Annotated in this window: 17 protein-coding genes; 3 read left to right on the forward strand and 14 right to left on the reverse strand. The window is 71.8% G+C overall.

What is annotated here, in order from left to right; translation table 11 throughout:
* Nucleotides 1-52: 52 nt before the first annotated feature.
* From AF335_RS07205 to AF335_RS07240, 8 genes are all read right to left on the reverse strand, one after another.
* Nucleotides 53-658, reverse strand: coding sequence for a flavin reductase family protein (locus tag AF335_RS07205; RefSeq protein ID WP_280524618.1), 606 nt, complete (start codon nucleotides 656-658; stop codon nucleotides 53-55).
* Nucleotides 655-1,614: a hypothetical protein gene (locus AF335_RS07210; RefSeq protein WP_102917432.1), complete on the reverse strand. Its 960-nt coding sequence runs from the start codon at nucleotides 1,612-1,614 to the stop codon at nucleotides 655-657. The genes AF335_RS07205 and AF335_RS07210 overlap by 4 nt, the downstream gene beginning before the upstream one ends.
* A 77-nt stretch (nucleotides 1,615-1,691) precedes the next feature.
* Entirely contained in the window at nucleotides 1,692-2,630 is a 939-nt protein-coding gene (locus AF335_RS07215; protein ID WP_244926947.1) for an MBL fold metallo-hydrolase, read from the reverse strand.
* Nucleotides 2,627-3,610 carry an aromatase/cyclase gene (locus AF335_RS07220; RefSeq protein ID WP_102917433.1) on the reverse strand — a complete coding sequence of 328 codons (984 nt, stop codon included), beginning with the start codon at nucleotides 3,608-3,610 and terminating at the stop codon, nucleotides 2,627-2,629. The genes AF335_RS07215 and AF335_RS07220 overlap by 4 nt, the downstream gene beginning before the upstream one ends.
* 52 nt (nucleotides 3,611-3,662) lie before the next feature.
* Nucleotides 3,663-3,929, reverse strand: coding sequence for an acyl carrier protein (locus AF335_RS07225; RefSeq protein ID WP_102917434.1), 267 nt, complete (start codon nucleotides 3,927-3,929; stop codon nucleotides 3,663-3,665).
* 49 nt (nucleotides 3,930-3,978) lie between these two features.
* Nucleotides 3,979-5,319 carry a ketosynthase chain-length factor gene (locus tag AF335_RS07230; RefSeq protein ID WP_102917435.1) on the reverse strand — a complete coding sequence of 447 codons (1,341 nt, stop codon included), beginning with the start codon at nucleotides 5,317-5,319 and terminating at the stop codon, nucleotides 3,979-3,981.
* Complete coding sequence (locus AF335_RS07235; protein WP_102917436.1) at nucleotides 5,316-6,581, reverse strand: beta-ketoacyl-[acyl-carrier-protein] synthase family protein; 1,266 nt, start codon at nucleotides 6,579-6,581, stop codon at nucleotides 5,316-5,318. The genes AF335_RS07230 and AF335_RS07235 overlap by 4 nt, the downstream gene beginning before the upstream one ends.
* A gap of 256 nt (nucleotides 6,582-6,837) precedes the next feature.
* Entirely contained in the window at nucleotides 6,838-7,623 is a 786-nt protein-coding gene (locus AF335_RS07240; protein ID WP_102917437.1) for an SDR family NAD(P)-dependent oxidoreductase, read from the reverse strand.
* A gap of 271 nt (nucleotides 7,624-7,894) precedes the next feature.
* On the opposite strand from AF335_RS07240, the gene AF335_RS07245 reads away from it, so the two are divergent.
* Nucleotides 7,895-8,344 carry a nuclear transport factor 2 family protein gene (locus AF335_RS07245; protein ID WP_102917438.1) on the forward strand — a complete coding sequence of 150 codons (450 nt, stop codon included), beginning with the start codon at nucleotides 7,895-7,897 and terminating at the stop codon, nucleotides 8,342-8,344.
* Between the two features lie 36 nt (nucleotides 8,345-8,380).
* Here AF335_RS07245 and AF335_RS07250 read toward each other — a convergent pair whose 3' ends face one another.
* The 3 genes from AF335_RS07250 to AF335_RS07260 all read right to left on the reverse strand — a co-directional run bounded on the left by AF335_RS07250 (nucleotide 8,381) and on the right by AF335_RS07260 (nucleotide 10,490).
* Nucleotides 8,381-9,361 carry an aldo/keto reductase gene (locus tag AF335_RS07250; protein WP_102917439.1) on the reverse strand — a complete coding sequence of 327 codons (981 nt, stop codon included), beginning with the start codon at nucleotides 9,359-9,361 and terminating at the stop codon, nucleotides 8,381-8,383.
* A gap of 173 nt (nucleotides 9,362-9,534) precedes the next feature.
* Nucleotides 9,535-9,945, reverse strand: coding sequence for a nuclear transport factor 2 family protein (locus AF335_RS07255; protein ID WP_102917440.1), 411 nt, complete (start codon nucleotides 9,943-9,945; stop codon nucleotides 9,535-9,537).
* Nucleotides 9,946-10,097: 152 nt separating this feature from the next.
* Nucleotides 10,098-10,490: a VOC family protein gene (locus AF335_RS07260; protein ID WP_102917441.1), complete on the reverse strand. Its 393-nt coding sequence runs from the start codon at nucleotides 10,488-10,490 to the stop codon at nucleotides 10,098-10,100.
* Between the two features lie 78 nt (nucleotides 10,491-10,568).
* On the opposite strand from AF335_RS07260, the gene AF335_RS07265 reads away from it, so the two are divergent.
* Nucleotides 10,569-11,117 (forward strand): GNAT family N-acetyltransferase, encoded by a 549-nt coding sequence (locus tag AF335_RS07265; protein ID WP_102917898.1) that lies wholly within the window; start codon nucleotides 10,569-10,571, stop codon nucleotides 11,115-11,117.
* A 111-nt stretch (nucleotides 11,118-11,228) separates the two neighbouring features.
* Here AF335_RS07265 and AF335_RS07270 read toward each other — a convergent pair whose 3' ends face one another.
* The 3 genes from AF335_RS07270 to AF335_RS07280 are packed head-to-tail and all read right to left on the reverse strand — an operon-like array spanning nucleotide 11,229 to nucleotide 13,911.
* The gene (locus AF335_RS07270; protein WP_228772967.1) at nucleotides 11,229-12,080 is read right to left on the reverse strand and encodes an amino acid ABC transporter ATP-binding protein; all 852 of its coding nucleotides are present in this window, start codon (nucleotides 12,078-12,080) and stop codon (nucleotides 11,229-11,231) included.
* Nucleotides 12,077-12,982, reverse strand: a complete 906-nt coding sequence (locus AF335_RS07275; RefSeq protein WP_102917442.1) for an amino acid ABC transporter permease — start codon at nucleotides 12,980-12,982, stop codon at nucleotides 12,077-12,079. Before AF335_RS07275 ends, AF335_RS07270 begins: the two co-directional genes overlap by 4 nt.
* Nucleotides 12,979-13,911: an ABC transporter substrate-binding protein gene (locus AF335_RS07280; RefSeq protein ID WP_102917443.1), complete on the reverse strand. Its 933-nt coding sequence runs from the start codon at nucleotides 13,909-13,911 to the stop codon at nucleotides 12,979-12,981. The genes AF335_RS07275 and AF335_RS07280 overlap by 4 nt, the downstream gene beginning before the upstream one ends.
* 359 nt (nucleotides 13,912-14,270) lie before the next feature.
* Here AF335_RS07280 and AF335_RS07285 point away from each other — a divergent pair, with 359 nt between their 5' ends.
* On the forward strand, nucleotides 14,271-15,668 hold the full coding sequence (locus tag AF335_RS07285; protein WP_102917444.1) for a DUF6421 family protein: 1,398 nt from the start codon (nucleotides 14,271-14,273) through the stop codon (nucleotides 15,666-15,668).
* Nucleotides 15,669-15,689: the final 21 nt, after the last annotated feature.

Here is a 15,689-nt window from a genome sequence, read left to right on the forward strand (position 1 = left end):
GCCCGGCGGGCGTGGGGCACGGCTCATGGACCGGGTCGGACCGGGCCGGTGCTCATGGGGTCGGCCCCCGGGGTGTGTCGCTCCGGGCGAGGTCCGCATCGCACAGGGAGCCGAACCCCCGGTCGACATAGACGGCGGGGCGGCCGCCGGGTTCCGGCAGGGCCACGTGCTCCGCCTCGCCGAGGATGATCACATGGTCCCCCGCGCCGACCCGCCGCCGCACCGCGCACTCCACGACCGCGAGCGCCCCGGCCACCACGGTGCCCCCGTGCGGAGTGGGCACGAAGCCGCCGCCGGCGAACTTGTCCGGGCTCTTGCCGGCGAACCTCCGGGCGAGCTCGGTGTGTTCGTGCTCGTCCCGGAGCATGCTGACGGCGAACTGCGGACTCCGAGCGAAGACCGGGTAGCAGCGCGCCGACGTGGCCAGGCAGACCAGGAGCAGCGGCGGGTCCAGTGAGAGCGAGCAGAGCGAACTCGCGGTGAAGCCGTGCGGCCTGCCCTGCTGGTCGTGCGCGGTGACGATGGCGACCCCGGAGGGGAAGCGGGCCATCGCGCCGCGGAACAGGGCGGGGTCCAGGCCCGTGCCCCCGCCGTCCTCGACCGAGGGCGCACGGGCTCCGGGCGCCGACCGGGCGTCCGCCCTGGGCTGTGCCGTCACGGCGTCGCCTCGCGGTGCGTGAAGCCGGACAGCGAGACCGTGTACTGCCGGGTGTCGCGGCGGTAGTCCATGCAGTACGTGGTCGGGTACCAGCCGGAGACGGCCCACGCCTTGGGCCGGTTGACCGGCGCGCAGCCGCCCGCGCGCCCGTGCGCGAGCCCCTCGATCCACGACTTGGCGATCATGGGCTCGTAGAAGGTGATCCGGCTGTCGTACGCGCCGTACATGAACGTCTGAGTGAACGGCTTGCCGTGCATCTCCGGCGAGTCCATGTCCATCAGATGGTTGCCCATCTGCGGCACCACGGCGCCCATGTCCATGTACCGGTCCGGCATGTACCGCTCCGGCACCGGCTTGCGTGCGGTCTTGAGGTCGTCGCAGTTCATGAGGCCGGCGCACGGACCGGTGCGGATACGGCGCACGGCCGCCTCGTCCTGCATATAGAAGTGGAAGTCGAAATGCGGGACGCTGTACGCCTCCGGCGGGTGGCCGTGCGGATCCCAGGTCAACTGCGCCCAGGTGAAGGGGCCCCCGACGTGTCCGCGGAACCCCTCGGGAAGGTCCAGGGCCATCGCGACCTCGTCCACGCACTCCGTGGCCCGGTCCACCGTGCCGTCGCCGTTCACGTCGTAGCAGATCTTGCCGTCGCCCTCCTTGGGCAGGTTCCGCAGGGCGGCGGCGGAGAAGGTGTAGCCGAGGGTGAGCGGGCGGGAGCCGCGGCGCTGCGAGTAGACGCGGATGGTGCCGTCGCCCAGGCGCTGGGGTGTGCCGTACTCGGTCTTGACACGGCCGTGGGCCGCCGGGGTCGCGGCGGACCGCGAGTCGTCCGCGCGGCCGGTGTCCGCCGCCGCCCAGGCGCCGAGCAGGGCGGCGGCCGCGAGGGCGGCCGTGACGGCGCGGCGCGCGCGCCGGCCGCGGGTGGCCGAGCTGGACTGTCGAAGGGGTGCGGTCTGCACGGGCGAGGTCCTTTCCGGACGGGGGAGGTGGGGCGGGTCGAGCGGTGTGTGCCGTCAGCGCTACGGGGTGCGGCCCGTCACGCCAGGCAGGTGGGCAGGCGGCCTCCGTTGAACATGACCATCTCGCCGAATGCGGCCACCGGGTCTACGCCCTGCGCCGGCCCACCAGGGCCCGCCGGGCCGGGCAGTTCGGCACGGGCGACATGCAGATTGCCGACGATGCGCTCCGCGTCGAGCAGGTGGTCGAACTCCGTCCGGCGCACGCTCCTCGCCGTCTCCAGAGGGCTGAGGCCCCGCGCCGCGCCCTCCGCGGCCAGACCCTGGATCCAGCGCAGATAGCGGGCGTTGTCGTCGAGGACCTCGGGGCCGGTGACCGGCCCGTGCCCGGACACCACGGTCCGCGGCCGCAGCCCGCGCAGCCGCTCGATCGCCCGTAGCGTCCCGGCGACCGTGCCGAACAGACAGAACGGCGCGGCCCCGGAGAACACCACGTCCCCGGCGAAGAGCACCCGCTCGTCCGGCAGCCACACCACCACGTCACCGTCGGTGTGCGCCGGGCCCACGTGCAACAGCTCCACCCGCCGCTCGCCGAGGTGCAGCGTGAGAGGGTCGCGGAAGGTCAGGGTGGGCAGCGTGAGGCGCACATCGCCCCACTCCACGTGCGGCCACAGGCCGGTGAGGGCGAGCCCGGTGGCCGCCATCTCGGTGCGCGTGGACTCGTGCGCGAGGACCGTGGCCACGGGCCCGAAGACCTGGTTGCCGAAGGTGTGATCACCGTGGTGGTGGGTGTTGACCAGGGTCCGGGCCGGGCCGGGCCGGAGCCCGTCCACGGCATCGCGCAGCCGCTCGGCGCGCCGCACGGTCGCCAGCGTGTCCACCACGAGGGCGCCCTGCGGCCCGATGAGCACCCCGGAGTTGCTCACGCACCAGCCCCCGGGCGGCTGTTCGTAGACGTACACCTGCTCGGCCACCTCGACCAGGCGCGCGCCGTCGGCCCCGGGCGGCGCGGCGGTCACCGCGTCCCCTCGCGAGGCGGGCTGCCCGGCGCCAGCGCCGCGGCCCTGGCGCCCGCGTAGGCCGCCGCGTGGCCGAGCGTGGTGCGGCTGTTGGCGCCCAGCGCCTCGCGCAGGTACGCCCGCGCCTCCGCGAGGGTGCGGCCCTCGCCGAGCACCTTGGGGACGGCGGCCGGGTCGACCGCGACGGTGTGCCGGGCGACGGCCACACCGCCGCCCGCCCCGTCCGGCGTGAACTCCCAGGCCCCGCTGTGCCCCAGCAGCAGGGCGGGCGGCACCAGCTGTTTGTAGACGATCGACGTGTCCGGGAAGCAGAGCCGCACGGACCGCGTCGTGTGCGCGCTGCCGTCCGCGGTCACCGTCTCCATCTCCATGTCCTGCACCCCGGGCGGGTCCTCGCGCAGCCGCACCCGGCGCACGTGCGGCAGCCGCTGCGGCCAGGCGTCGGCGCGGTCCACGAACGCGTAGGCGTCCGCCGCCGCGCCGGACAGCTCCAGGCTGTCGGTGAACGAGAAGACCAGCTCATCCATCGGATAGGGAAGCTCGGCGATCCGCGCGAGGGCGGCCAGCTCCCGTTCGCTGTTGCGGTTCACCCCCTCGGTGACCCACGCGGCCGCCTCCTGGCCGGGCGCGGTGAAGTCGTGGACGAGACTCACCATGGTCCTGCCGTCCCGCTGCGGGGCGAACCGCCACTGGCCGCCCATCGAGGCGAACGGTGGCCGGCTGTGCTCCTGGCGGAACGTCACGGTGCGCCCCCGCGGATCCAGCGTGCGCCGCGAGACCCAGTCCTTGACCTCGCCGTTGACCAGGGCCCACAGATGGAAGCGCTCGTTGGTGTCGTCCCGCTCCAGATGCCGGACGTGCAGGGTGGGCTCGAAGATCACCGGCCATCGGGTCACATCGGCCACCAGCTCGTACACGGTGTCCGCGGGGGCCGCGACGACGCGTGTGTGCAGGGTGTGGTGCTCTCGTAGCTCAGTCATGGTCGAGGGCCTTCCGGGTCGGCGGGTCGGTCGGTGCGCGCCGCACGTCGGTTCACCCGGTCTTCGCGGCGGAGCCGTTGACCAGGTCGAGTACGTCGCGAGGGCTGGTGAGCAGCGGGATCGCGTCGTCCGGCACCGGCACGCCGAACTCGTTCTCGATGCGCACGGCGGCCTCCATCAGGGCGAGGGAGTCGTAGCCGAGCTCCTGGAAGGGCCGGTCGTGCACGTCCTCGCCCGCGGGCCAGTCCTCGCTCGCACCCCCGCACGCGGCCAGGATGCGGTGCAGGTCGTCCAGGGTCATGGTGGTGGCGTTCGGCATGGTCGACTCCTTGCTGTCAGTGGTGGGACGGCGCACGTGCGGATGAGGGTCAGACGGATGCCTCGCGGACCACCACGGCCGAGTTGAAGCCCCATCGGCCGCGGGCGAGGACCAGGGCGCAGGCGACACGTGCCTCCCGCGGGCCTTTGGTCACCAGGTCGATCCCGTAGTCGGCCGGGACGTCGGCACTGGCCCCGGAGGCCGGGATCACACCGTCCCGGATGGTGAGGAGCGCGGTGGCGACGTCCAGCGGCCCGCCCCCCGCGTAGAGCCGCCCGGTGAGCGCCTTGGGCGCGGTCACGGGCACCCGGCGCGCCCCGAACAACTCCCGGATCGCCGTGGCCTCGGCGCGGTCCAGATCGCGGACGCCGGCCGCGTCCGCGAACACCACGTCCACGTCCTTCGGCGTCAGCCCGGCCTGGGCCAGGGCCTGTTCGGCCGCCCGGCGCAGTCCGGGCGGCCGCCCGGGACGTGCGGGCCGCTCCCCTCGGAAGCCCGCCGGGGCGGGGTCGAAGGTCGAGGCGTACCCGGCGATCTCCCCGTACACCCGGCTCGCCCCGCGGGCCCGGGCCGCCACGGGGTCCTCCACCACCAGGATCGCCCCGCCCTCGCCCGGCACATAGCCGCAGGCCGCCGCGTCGAACGGCAGGTAGGCGCGCTCCGGGTCGGTGGCGTGGCTTATCCGCCCGCTGGACAGGTGGGAGAGCCACCCCCATGGGTCGAACGCGGAGTCCACGCCCCCGGTGACCACCAGGGGAGTGCCGCGCCGGACGGTGCGCCGGGCGTGTCCGAGGGCGTCGAGGCCGCCGGCCTGCTCGGCCACCAGGGCGCTGCTGGGTCCGCGCATGCCGTTGCGGATGGAGATCTGGCCGGTGTTGACCGCGTAGAACCAGGCGAAGGACTCGTACACGCTGACCGCCTGGGGGCCGACGCTCCACAGCTTCTTGAACTCCCGGTGGGTGAACTCGAAGCCTCCGCATCCGTTGGAGGTCACCACGCCCATGTCGTAGTCCGTGGTCCCCGACGGGTCCACGCCCGCGTCGGCGATCGCCCAGTCCGCGGCGGCCAGGGCGAGCCGGGTGGAGACGTCGGTCTGCGGAAGGAGGCGGCTCGGCAGATGCGCGGAGGCGTCGAAGCCCTCGATCTGACCCGCCAGCCGGGCCGGATAGCGGGACGTGTCGAAACGGGTGATCGGTACGACGCCCGAGCGGCCCGCGAGGACCGCCTCCCAGTATTGCTCCAGGCCGAGGCCGTTGGGCGCGGCGACGCCGATGCCGGTCACATACACCGGGCCGGTGCCCGGGTGCGGGTTCGTACCGGGGCCGGGCTCCCGCGCGGCGGCCGGCGAGTGGCCGGCGCCCGGCGCGCGCACCGCACCGACGGCACTCATGAGACCTCCTGGGGGCTGCGAAGGACCATCGCGCTCTGGAATCCGCCGAAGCCGCTGCCCACGGTGAGGACGGTGTTCACCCGGTGCTCACGAGCGGTGACCGGTACGTAGTCCAGGTCGCACTCCGGGTCGCTGGTGTGCAGATTGGCCGTGGGCGGAACCACGTTGTGCTCGATGGCGAGCAGCGATGCCGCGATCTCCACCGAGCCGATGGCGCCGAGCGAGTGACCCACCATCGACTTGATCGAGCTGACCGGGGTCTCGTAGGCGTGCTGCCCGAGACTGCGCTTGAACGCGGCGGTCTCGTGGCGGTCGTTCTGCTTGGTCCCCGAGCCGTGCGCGTTGATGTAGTCCACGGCCGTCACATCGACCCTCGACTCGTCGAGGGCGACCCGGATCGCCTCGGCCATCTCCCGGCCGTCCGGCTTGAGTCCGGTCATGTGGAACGCGTTGGAACGCGTCGCGTATCCGGTGACCTCTGCGTAGATGTGCGCGCCACGGCGCCGGGCGCTGTCGTACTCCTCAAGGACGAACATGGCCGCGCCCTCGGCGAGCACGAAGCCGTTGCGGGAGCCGTCGAAGGGGCGCGAAGCCTGCTCCGGGGCGTCGTTGCGCGGCGTGGTCGCCTTGATGGCGTCGAAGCAGGCCACCACGATCGGGGTGATCGGCGTGTCGGAGGCCCCGGCCACCATCACATCGGCGCTGCCCTCGCGGATCAGCTGCACGGCGTGGCCGACCGAATCGATCCCCGAGGTGCAGCCGTTGGAGATCATCGCCACCGGGCCCTCGGCGCCCACCGTCCACGCGATCTCGGCCGCCATCACACTCGGCACCAGGTAGTCGAACATGTGCGGAGAGAGCCTCGCGGGGTCCATCTCCCAGTCGCGGCCCCGGTCGGAGAGGGCCAGGTACTCGCGTTCAAGGCTCGTGGCGGCCGCGACCGCGCTGCCCAGACCGACACCGACGCGGTACGGGTCCAGGCCGCCGAGCTCCAGCCCGCTGTCCCTGACGGCCTCTTTGGCGCAGACCACCGCGAACTGGGTGGCCCGGTCCATGCGGTCGGTCTCCGAAGCCGTGAGTCCCTCGATGACCGGGTCGAAGTCGGCCTCGGCGGCGATCTGCGAGCGGTAGGGCGAAGGGTCGAAGAACGTGATCCTGCGGGTGGCGGTGCGGCCACTGGTCAGCGTGGACCAGAACTCCTTCGCGCCCTTGCCTCCGGGAGCCCGGATGCCGATACCGGTGATCACGACACGGCGCGTCATCGGGGGCCGTCCACGGCCGTCGGCGCGGTTGAACTGAGCATTTCAGTGCGTTCCTTTGCAGTCGTGTGGGGCAGGGGAACGGGCGGCGCGGCCGACGGGTGCCGGCGCGCGGCGAACGGGCGGCGCGGAGCCACCCGACGGGGTGGCTCGGGCATGGGCGAGCGCGGCCGGTGTCCGGTTCGTCTTCTCCGGCCGCTCCCGCTCCACCGACGCTTCGTCACGGCCCGTTCCCGACCCGGGTCGCGGACTGACGGGATCAGTAGTTGCCGAGCCCGCCACAGACGTTCAGGGCCTGGGCGGTCACCGCGTTGGCGCCTTCGCCGACCAGGTAGTCGATCATCGCGGCGACCTCGCCGGCCTCCACGTACCGGCCGATCGGCGCGCGGGCGCTGATCCGGCGGTGGGCCTCCTCCACGTCCACGCCCCAGATCGCCGCGTAGTGCTCACGCACGCCCTCCGCCATCGGCGTCTCGACGAAGCCCGGGCAGACCGCGTTGACCGTGATGCCGGTCTTGGCGAGCTCCAGACCGAGCGCCTTGGAGAAGCCGACGACGCCGTGCTTGGACGCCGAGTACGGGGCGGCGTGGATCACGCCCTGCTTGCCACCGGTGGACGCGATGTTGATGATCCGGCCCCAGCCCTTGTCCCGCAGGCCGCCGCGCGTCAACACCTGCTTGGTGACGAGGAAGACGCTGGTCAGGTTGGTGGCGATCACGTCGTACCAGAGCTCGTCCTCGATCTCGGCGGTGATCCCGCCGCCGGGCCGGCCGGCGTTGTTGACCAGGATGTCGATGGGGCCGAAGCGCTCGACGGCCGCGTCCACGAGGGCGTGGATCTGCTCCGGCACCCGCACGTCGCAGGACCGCCCGTCCACATCGAGACCCAGGTCACGAAGCTGCTTGACGGTCGCCGCCACGGCGTCCTCGCGCCGCGAGCAGATATAGACGCTGATGCCCTGCCGGCCCAGGCCCTTGGCGATCTCTAGGCCCATGCCGCTGGTCGCTCCGGTGACCAGTGCCACTCGCCGGGTGCGTTCCGCCATGGTCGGTCCTCTCGGGTTCCGCCGGGACAGCCCGGGCGTTTCGCCCAGGCCGCGAACTGCGCTCCACGCTGGCCGGAGGTGCTCGAACCCGGATCCAAGTGGACTGGAAGCCCGGGCTCACCGGAGCGGGCCGGTACCCGTGACGGGGCGGCCAGGGGCCGGGAGCCGCCTCGAGCGGACTTCGAGGGGACTTGGACGGGCAGGCCGGACGGTGGCGGGGCCGACGACAGTGAAGGGTCGCCCGGCACCGTCCACCGAAGGGGCTTCAGCCATGACGAGCAGGCGCAGCGGCAGCGAACCCGACGAGCGTTTGCTGTACGTGGAGGTCCAGCAGTTCTACGCGCGGCAGATGCAGTCACTCGACGCGCGCAAACTGGAGGAGTACGCGGAGACGTTCACCGAGGACGGCGAGTTCTCCCACACGCCGGGCCGCGAACCGTCCCGGACCCGTGCGGGCATCACCGCGGACCTGCACGACTTCCACAAGCGGTACGAGGGCGACCCGGTACAGCGGCGCCACTGGTTCAACATGATCGACCTGGATCCGCAGGGCGACGGCAGCGTCCACGCCACGTTCTATGTGCTCGTGGTGACCACCAGGCCCGGGGTACGCGAGCCCGAGGTCGCCCCGAGCTGCCTGGTGCACGACGTGCTGGTACGCGAGAACGGCGAACTGCGCAACCGCTCCCGGCGGGTGGAGCACGACCAGTTCCTCATCTGAGAAACCCCGGGGCACACGCCGGCGGGCGGGCCGTGGTCAGCGATCGATGTGCGACATGTCCGGGTACCGCTCGCCGTGCACCGCGCCCGGCGGGACGGCCGACTCCAGAGCAGAGAGCGTCCGCTCGGACAACTCCACATCCGTGGCGGCCACGTTCTGTTCCAGGTAGCTCAGCCGTTTGGTGCCCGGAATCGGCACGATGTCCTCGCCCTGAGCGAGCAGCCAGGCCAGGGAGAGCTGGGCCGGGCTGAGCCCGGCCTCGTTCGAGATCTCCCGGATCCTGGCCACGAGACGTTCGTTGTGCTCGGCGTTCTCACTGGTGAAGCGGGGCGCCGCCCGGCGGAAGTCGCCGTCGGCCAGTTCGGAAGCGGGCGGCAGGGCACCGCCGAGCAGGCCCCGGCTGATCGGGGCGTAGGCGACCAGGGAGGTGCCGAGTTCCCGGGCCGCGGGCAGCACGCTCTCCTCGACGTCCCGGCTGAACAGCGAGAACTCGCTCTGCAACGCGGAGATCGGATGCACCGAGCAGGCCCGGCGCAGGGTCCGCGCACTCACCTCGGACAGCCCGAGCCAGCGCACCTTCCCGGCCCGCACCAGCTCGGCCATCGCCCCGACGGTCTCCTCGATGGGCACCTGGGGGTCGCGGCGGTGCAGGTAGTACAGGTCGATGTGGTCCACGCCGAGCCTGGCCAGGGACGCGTCGCAGGCGGCGCGCACATACTCCGGGCTGCCGTTGATGCCACGCCCCGCGGGGTTCCCGGCGCGGACCACACCGAACTTGGTGGCGAGCAGCACACGGTCGCGACGGTCCGCGACGGCACGCCCGACCAGGCGCTCGTTCTCCCCGATCCCGTACATGTCGGCGGTGTCCAGCAGATTCACCCCGAGGTCGAGGGCACGGTGAATGACCGCGATCGACTCGGACTCCCGGGCACTGCCGTAGAACTCGGACATGCCCATGCAGCCGAGTCCGAGCGGGAAGACCTCGGGTCCCTCACGACCGATGCGGCGGAGCTTCATACGGATTCCTTCCGTTGCCTGGCGCCGGGGGCGGGGCGAGACGAGGGTCGGCCTCTCACCGGGGCCTCGCGCTCACCTCTGTGTGCCGGTCGGAACGTGCCGACGGGTCGCCGTACAGGGAGGCCCGGGCGGCGGCGCACGGGCCGACGACACCGGACGGGCCGGTGGAGCCGTTATCCGGCGTCCTCGACCAGTTCCTCGAGGGAAGAACCCTCCGGCACGCCCTGACCCACGTCCCAGTGCTCGGCGAGGCGGCCGTCCTCGATCCGCCAGATGTCCACCACCACCGAGGGCTGCGCGTCCGGCGCGGCCCTGGCCACGCTGTGCGTCCAGACCTGGTCGCCCTCGGCCACCATGCGCCGCACCGTCAGCGAGAATCCGGGCACGGCGGCCGCGACGGCCGAGAACGTCTCGACGGTTCGGTCGCGGCCGGCGCCGACGCCGTGGTGGTGGTTGACGAAGCCCTCGGTGAGCAGCAGGCGGGCCCGGTCGAAGTCCTTGTCGTTGTAGAACAGCCGGATGTACTCGGCCACGAGGTCCTTGTTCGCCTGCAGGGACTTCGCTAATGAGTTCGCTGAGTTCATTCCCTCACCCTCGCACGAACGACCGGGCCCCACTAGGCGTTCCGCCCAGGTGCGGCCGAACAAAAGACCCCTCTTCCTGTTTCTGCAGGTCGGAGAGGCCCGAGGAGGTGGAACCCAGGAGATTCGGATGCCTGGGTCCCGGGCGGTGACGCTCAGATCCCCGGGCGGTAGCGCATCGGATGGTCCCCCGGAACCTCGACCACCGCGATCCGCACCCCGTCCGGATCCGCGATCCACATCTCGATCAGCCCCCAGGGCTTGCGCTCCGGCGGCTCCAGGATCTCGACGCCCTGCCGGGCCAGCTCCTCGTGGGCGGCCGTCGCGTCCGCGACCTGCAACCACAGTGCCAGGCCGGGCGCCGGGGGCGTCTCGGAGCGCCCGGAGACCTCCAGGAATCCGCCGCCCAGGAAATAGACGGTGCCGCGCTCCGGGCCCGTGCCGAACTCGCGGTAGACCGCGAGGCCCAGCGTCCCCCCGTAGAAGGCCCGGGAGCGCTCGGGATCGGTGGGCCGGAGGAGCACCCTGCTGCTGAGTACGTGCGCCATGACGGCGACTGTACGCACCAACGGTCGGGTTAGTGTTCATACGAGTCGAAACGTATGGAGAGGAACCTACGGGTGACCATGGAAACCGCCGGCAGCCGTGCTGCCGAGCCGACCTTCCGCACCGCTACCACCGCCGATGTGCCCGAACTCGTGGCGCTCGTCGAATCGGCCTACCGGGGTGACGACAGCCGGGTGGGGTGGACGACCGAGGCGGACCTGCTGGACGGCCAGCGGACCGACCCCGACGGCGTCCTGGCCGTGGTGACCGACGCGAACAGCCGACTGCTCGTGGTCGAGCTCGACGGCGCCCTGGTCGCCTGCTGTCAGCTCGAACACCGGGGGGACCACGCCTACTTCGGGATGTTCGCGGTCCGTCCCACGATGCAGGGCGCCGGCCTCGGCAAGGTGATCATCGCGGAGGCCGAGCGGCTCGTCCGCGCCGAGTGGGGCGTCGGCGAGATGCACATGACGGTCATACGGCAGCGCGACGACCTGATCGCCTGGTACGAGCGCCGTGGCTACCGGCGCACCGGGAAGATGAGCCCCTTCCCCTACGGCGACGAGCGCTTCGGGGTGCCGCAGCGCGACGACCTCGAGTTCGAGCTGCTGGTCAAGGAGCTGCCGTAAACGGTGCGGCGACCGCCGTGAGCCGTAAGGCGTGAGCGGTACCCCATGGGTAAGGGGCTCCGGCCATGGCCGGAGCCCCTTACCCATGCTCCCTGAGCGTCTGCCCGGGGCTCACAGCCTGCCGGCCTCCACCAGCCGTCGCAGGAACCGCCGGGTGCGCTCCTCCCGCGGATCGCCGAAGACCTCGGCCGCCGTCCCGCGCTCCAGCACCACCCCGCCGTCCAGGAAACAGACCTGGTCGGCGACGTCCCGGGCGAAGCCCATCTCATGGGTGGCCAGGACCATGGTCATGCCCTCCTCCTTGAGGTCGCGCACGACGCCCAGCACCTCTCCGACGAGCTCCGGATCGAGGGCCGCGGTGATCTCGTCGAGCAGCAGCAGCCGGGGACGGCCCGCCAGCGCCCGTACGATCGCGACCCGCTGCTGCTGGCCGCCGCTCAGCCGGTCCGGGTACTCGCCCGCCTTGCCGCCCAGGCCCAGCCGCTCCAGCAGCTCCCGGGCCCGCTCCTCCGCCCGCGCGCGCGGCTCCCCGTGCACCCGGCGCGGCGCGAGGGTGATGTTGTCGAGCACCGTCATGTGCGGGAAGAGGTTGTACGCCTGGAACACGACCCCGATCCGGCGGCGCACCGCGTCCGGGTCCACCCGGGGGTCGGTGATCTCCTCGCCGTCGAGGAAGATCGCGCCGTCGTCGACCTCCTCCAGCAGGTTCGCGCAGCGCAGCAGCGTCGATTTGCCGGATCCGGAGGCGCCGATGAGCGCCGTGACGGTGTGCGGTGCGACCTCCAGGTCGACGTCGCGCAGGACGACGGTCCGCCCGAAGGTCTTGCGGACCGCCTCCAGCCGCAGCACGGGCGTCGGGCCGGCCTGCCCCGGCACGCTCCCGGAGCCGTTCGGCTCCGGCGTCGGCACCGGCTCCGGGCCGGCCTGCCCCGGCGCGCCCTCGCCCTTGCGGTCGCTGGTCATACGATCCCTCCCTGGGCCCGGCGGCGGTCCATCCGCGCCGTGACCCAGTCGGTGAACCGGGTCGACGGGATGGTGAGGGCGACGAAGATGAGCCCGGCGACCACGTACGGCGTGTAGTTGAAGCTCTTGCTCGCGACGATCTGCGCCGCGTACACGGCGTCGACCGCGCCCGCGATCGAGACGAGGCCGGTGTCCTTCTGGAGCGAGACCAGGTCGTTGAGGAGCGGCGGCACGACCCGTCGCACGGCCTGCGGCAGGACGACGAAGCGCAGGGTCTGCCGGCCGTTGAGGCCCAGGGAGCGCGCGGCGGCCCGCTGGCTGGGATGGACGGACTCGATGCCGGCCCGGAAGACCTCCGCGACGTACGCCGAGTAGGTGAGGACCAGCGCCGTCCCGCCCAGCAGCACCGGGTCGGTGGTGACGCCCTGCAGCCGCAGGGCCGGGATGCCGAAGACCACCATGAGCAGGCAGATCACCAGTGGCAGGCCGCGGAAGAAGTCGGTGTAGGCGGTGGCCAGCGCGCGCAGCGGGAAGAACACCGGGCCCCGCAGCGTGCGGGCCACGGCGATCAGCATGCCGAGGATCAGTACGGCCGCCCCGCAGATGACGAGGAGCCGCAGGTTGAGCCACAGGCCGTCGAGGACCTTGGGCAGCGCCTCGCGGGCGTAGTGGGCGCTGAAGAACGTCTCCCGGGTGCGGGGCCAGCCGGGGGAGTTGACGACGGCGAGGAACAGCACGACGCCGGTGACCAGGGTGCTGAGGGCGGCCACCGCCGTGGCCCGGCGTGCCCGTGTGCGTCTGAAGCGTTCGCGCTCCAGCCGCCGCGCCGACGGTACGTAGTGGTCCTCGTGGGCCGTGGCGCCGGAGGCGGGTGCGGTGTCCCCTGCCGACCGGGCCGTCACTTCAGCACCGGGGCGTCGACGGCTTCGGAGAGCCACTTCTTCTCCAGCTTCGCCAGCGTGCCGTCCTTGCGCAGGGAGTCGACGGCGGCGCTGACGCAGCCGGTGAGTCGGCTGCCCTTGTCCAGGACGAGCCCGAACTGTTCGGCCTTGCCGCCCCCGGCCTCGAACCGGCCGACGATCTTCGCGTCCGTGACCTCGGCCGACGTGATGTAGAAGGCGGTGGGCAGGTCCACGACGATCGCGTCGACCTGGCCGTTCTTCAGGGCGGTCTTGGCGAAGTCGTTCTTCTGGAAGACGGCCGGCGCCTTGCCGGGCTTGATGACGTCGTTGACGACGTCGAGGCTGGTGGTGCCGACCTGCGCCCCCAGCTTCACCCCCTTGAGCCCCTCGGCCGTGGTGGCCTTGGCGGCGGGGGAGTCCTTGAGGGCGACGACGGCCTGCCGTACGTCGTAGTAGCCGGAGGAGAAGTCGACGGCCCGGCGGCGCTCGTCGCTGATGGAGATCTGGTTGACGTCGAAGTCGAACTTCTTCGCGCCGGGCGCGACGGCGCTGTTGAAGGGCACGGTCTGCCACACCACGTCGGTCCTGGCGTAGCCGAGCCGGTCGGCCACGGCGTAGGCGACGGCGGACTCGAAGCCCTTGCCGCTCGTCGGGTCGTCGTCCCGGAACCAGGGGGCGTAGGCGGGCTTGTCGGTGCCCACGGTGAGCTTTCCGGCGGTCTCGGTGGCCAGCCTGCCCTTGGCGCAGGCGGCGGCTTCGGCGGACGGCCCGGCGGGTGACTTCGCGGCGTCGGTGTCGTCCTGCGGGGCACAGCCGACGGCGGCCGTGAGCAGGACGGCGAGGCCGACCGCGAACGGGGCGGCGCGGCGCGTGGCGCGGCGGTGCGGGAGCGGATCGGCGTGGTGTACGCGCTGGTTGGCGACGGGCATGGCGGGAGACTGGCAGTGCCCACGGTGGTCTGTCCAGGTCAGGCCATGATCCGTCCGAATAGCGGAAGACTGTTGCCGATTCATGAACAAGGCGCGTTCCGGACCGGGCCCCGGGAATGAGCCGGGAGCGATAGGAATCTGGCCGGAAACCGCCTATGGCTGACCTAGGGCGCTGTCCGGTACCTGTGTGGCTAGTGGGGCGAAAATGCATGTTTGAGGCGATCGATGCATCCAGGAGCAGGAAAAAACGCGGCCCGACCGGGGGGTCGGCAGGATAATTTGTCGCTCCCCCTCTTGAGGTGGAGAACCGCACACGGATACGGTGTCTTAACGCCAAGTTCTCCTGAGGAGGGGTAGCCATGACGGAAATTCTTGCGTCGACGGCGATAGCGACCGAGGAATCGACCACCGCGCGGGTAGTCGATCACCCGGCCTGGAGGGTGCTCAAGGACGCTGTCGAGACGATCCGGCCGTGGCAGTCCCCCGACGGATCCATCGACCTCGAAGCGGAGGGCGCACCCCCGGGCGACGCCGTCCGCGCGGAGATCGGCCGCGTCGTCGCGGCCGTCGAGGAGCTCTCACCCCTCCTGCCCCACGACGCGGCCTATCACACGGCCCTCGTCGCGGACCTGCGCCGCTGGGCCGACGCCGGCTTCGGCGTCCCGGACTTCCTCGACTCGCTGCTGGTCTTCCACCCCGCCGCGCACCGCGCCGACGGCCTCCAGCACCTCGTCGTCTTCCCGATGTACACGCAGAACGGCAACCCCGACCGCAATCTCGAAGCGGTCGTGCTGCGCGTCGTGTGGCCGGAGTGGCTCGCCGAGCTGGAGCGCACCCGCTTCGACAACCCCCTCTTCCTCAGCATCACCTTCGAGGACTTCACCGCGGGCTACGACACCCACTCCGCGGTCCTCTTCCCGGAGACCATCGCCGTGCGCGAGGCCCCCGAGCGCTTCACCTGGGGCGCCATCTTCTGCGACCGCGAGGGCGCCCGCTTCCGCCGCGTCACCGAGGCGGCCGTCGCCGCCCTCAGCCTGGAGCTGCCCGCCGACATCGCGGAGATGGTCGGCGACCAGCACCGCTGCCAGCAGGCGTTCGCCCTGTGGGACATGGTCCACGACCGCACCCACAGCCACGGCGACCTGCCCTTCGACCCCTTCATGATCAAGCAGCGGCAGCCGTTCTGGATGTACGGCCTGGAGGAGCTGCGCTGCGACCTCACCGCCTTCAAGGAGGCCGTGAAGCTGGAGGCCGACGGCTACGGCCAGGGCCGGGACGCCCAGTACGCCATCCTCTTCGACCGGATGTTCCGCTTCCCGGTCAGCGGCGAGCGCGTGCGCAACTACGACGGCCTCGGCGGCCAGCTGCTCTTCGCCTACCTCCACCAGCACGACGTCGTACGCTGGACGGACAACACCCTCCACATCGACTGGGACCGGGCCCCGCAGGTCACCAACCAGCTGTGCGCCGAGATCGAGAAGCTCTACCGCGACGGCATCGACCGCCCCAAGCTCGTCCACTGGCTCGCCGCCTACGAGCTCGTCTCGACCTACCTCGCCCCGCACCCCGGCTCCGTGTGGGCCAAGGGCCCCGACGCCCTCGACCTCACCCTGCCGCCCCGCAAGCTCGTCGACGACGTGCTTCCGGACGAGTTCCCGCTCAGCATGTTCTTCGAGGCCCTTGCCAAGAAGCTGCGCACTGTGATCGCCTCGACCAAGGGGATCACCGCCGCGGATGTCGAGCAGGTGGCCGCGTGAGCGAGCGCGAGAAAGAGGCGA

The sequence above is a fragment of the Streptomyces eurocidicus genome, assembly GCF_002891295.1.
GTDB lineage: Bacteria > Actinomycetota > Actinomycetes > Streptomycetales > Streptomycetaceae > Streptomyces > Streptomyces eurocidicus.

Excerpts from the sequence above, each read along its gene's own strand:
- AF335_RS07220 (WP_102917433.1), bottom strand. The coding sequence starts at position 3,610 with ATGACTGAGCTACGAGAGCACCACACCCTGCACACACGCGTCGTCGCG.
- AF335_RS07225 (WP_102917434.1), bottom strand. The coding sequence starts at position 3,929 with ATGCCGAACGCCACCACCATGACCCTGGACGACCTGCACCGCATCCTG.
- AF335_RS07230 (WP_102917435.1), bottom strand. The coding sequence starts at position 5,319 with ATGAGTGCCGTCGGTGCGGTGCGCGCGCCGGGCGCCGGCCACTCGCCG.
- AF335_RS07235 (WP_102917436.1), bottom strand. The coding sequence starts at position 6,581 with ATGACGCGCCGTGTCGTGATCACCGGTATCGGCATCCGGGCTCCCGGA.
- AF335_RS07240 (WP_102917437.1), bottom strand. The coding sequence starts at position 7,623 with ATGGCGGAACGCACCCGGCGAGTGGCACTGGTCACCGGAGCGACCAGC.
- AF335_RS07245 (WP_102917438.1), top strand. The coding sequence starts at position 7,895 with ATGACGAGCAGGCGCAGCGGCAGCGAACCCGACGAGCGTTTGCTGTAC.
- AF335_RS07250 (WP_102917439.1), bottom strand. The coding sequence starts at position 9,361 with ATGAAGCTCCGCCGCATCGGTCGTGAGGGACCCGAGGTCTTCCCGCTC.
- AF335_RS07255 (WP_102917440.1), bottom strand. The coding sequence starts at position 9,945 with ATGAACTCAGCGAACTCATTAGCGAAGTCCCTGCAGGCGAACAAGGAC.
- AF335_RS07260 (WP_102917441.1), bottom strand. The coding sequence starts at position 10,490 with ATGGCGCACGTACTCAGCAGCAGGGTGCTCCTCCGGCCCACCGATCCC.
- AF335_RS07265 (WP_102917898.1), top strand. The coding sequence starts at position 10,569 with ATGGAAACCGCCGGCAGCCGTGCTGCCGAGCCGACCTTCCGCACCGCT.
- AF335_RS07270 (WP_228772967.1), bottom strand. The coding sequence starts at position 12,080 with ATGACCAGCGACCGCAAGGGCGAGGGCGCGCCGGGGCAGGCCGGCCCG.
- AF335_RS07280 (WP_102917443.1), bottom strand. The coding sequence starts at position 13,911 with ATGCCCGTCGCCAACCAGCGCGTACACCACGCCGATCCGCTCCCGCAC.
- AF335_RS07285 (WP_102917444.1), top strand. The coding sequence starts at position 14,271 with ATGACGGAAATTCTTGCGTCGACGGCGATAGCGACCGAGGAATCGACC.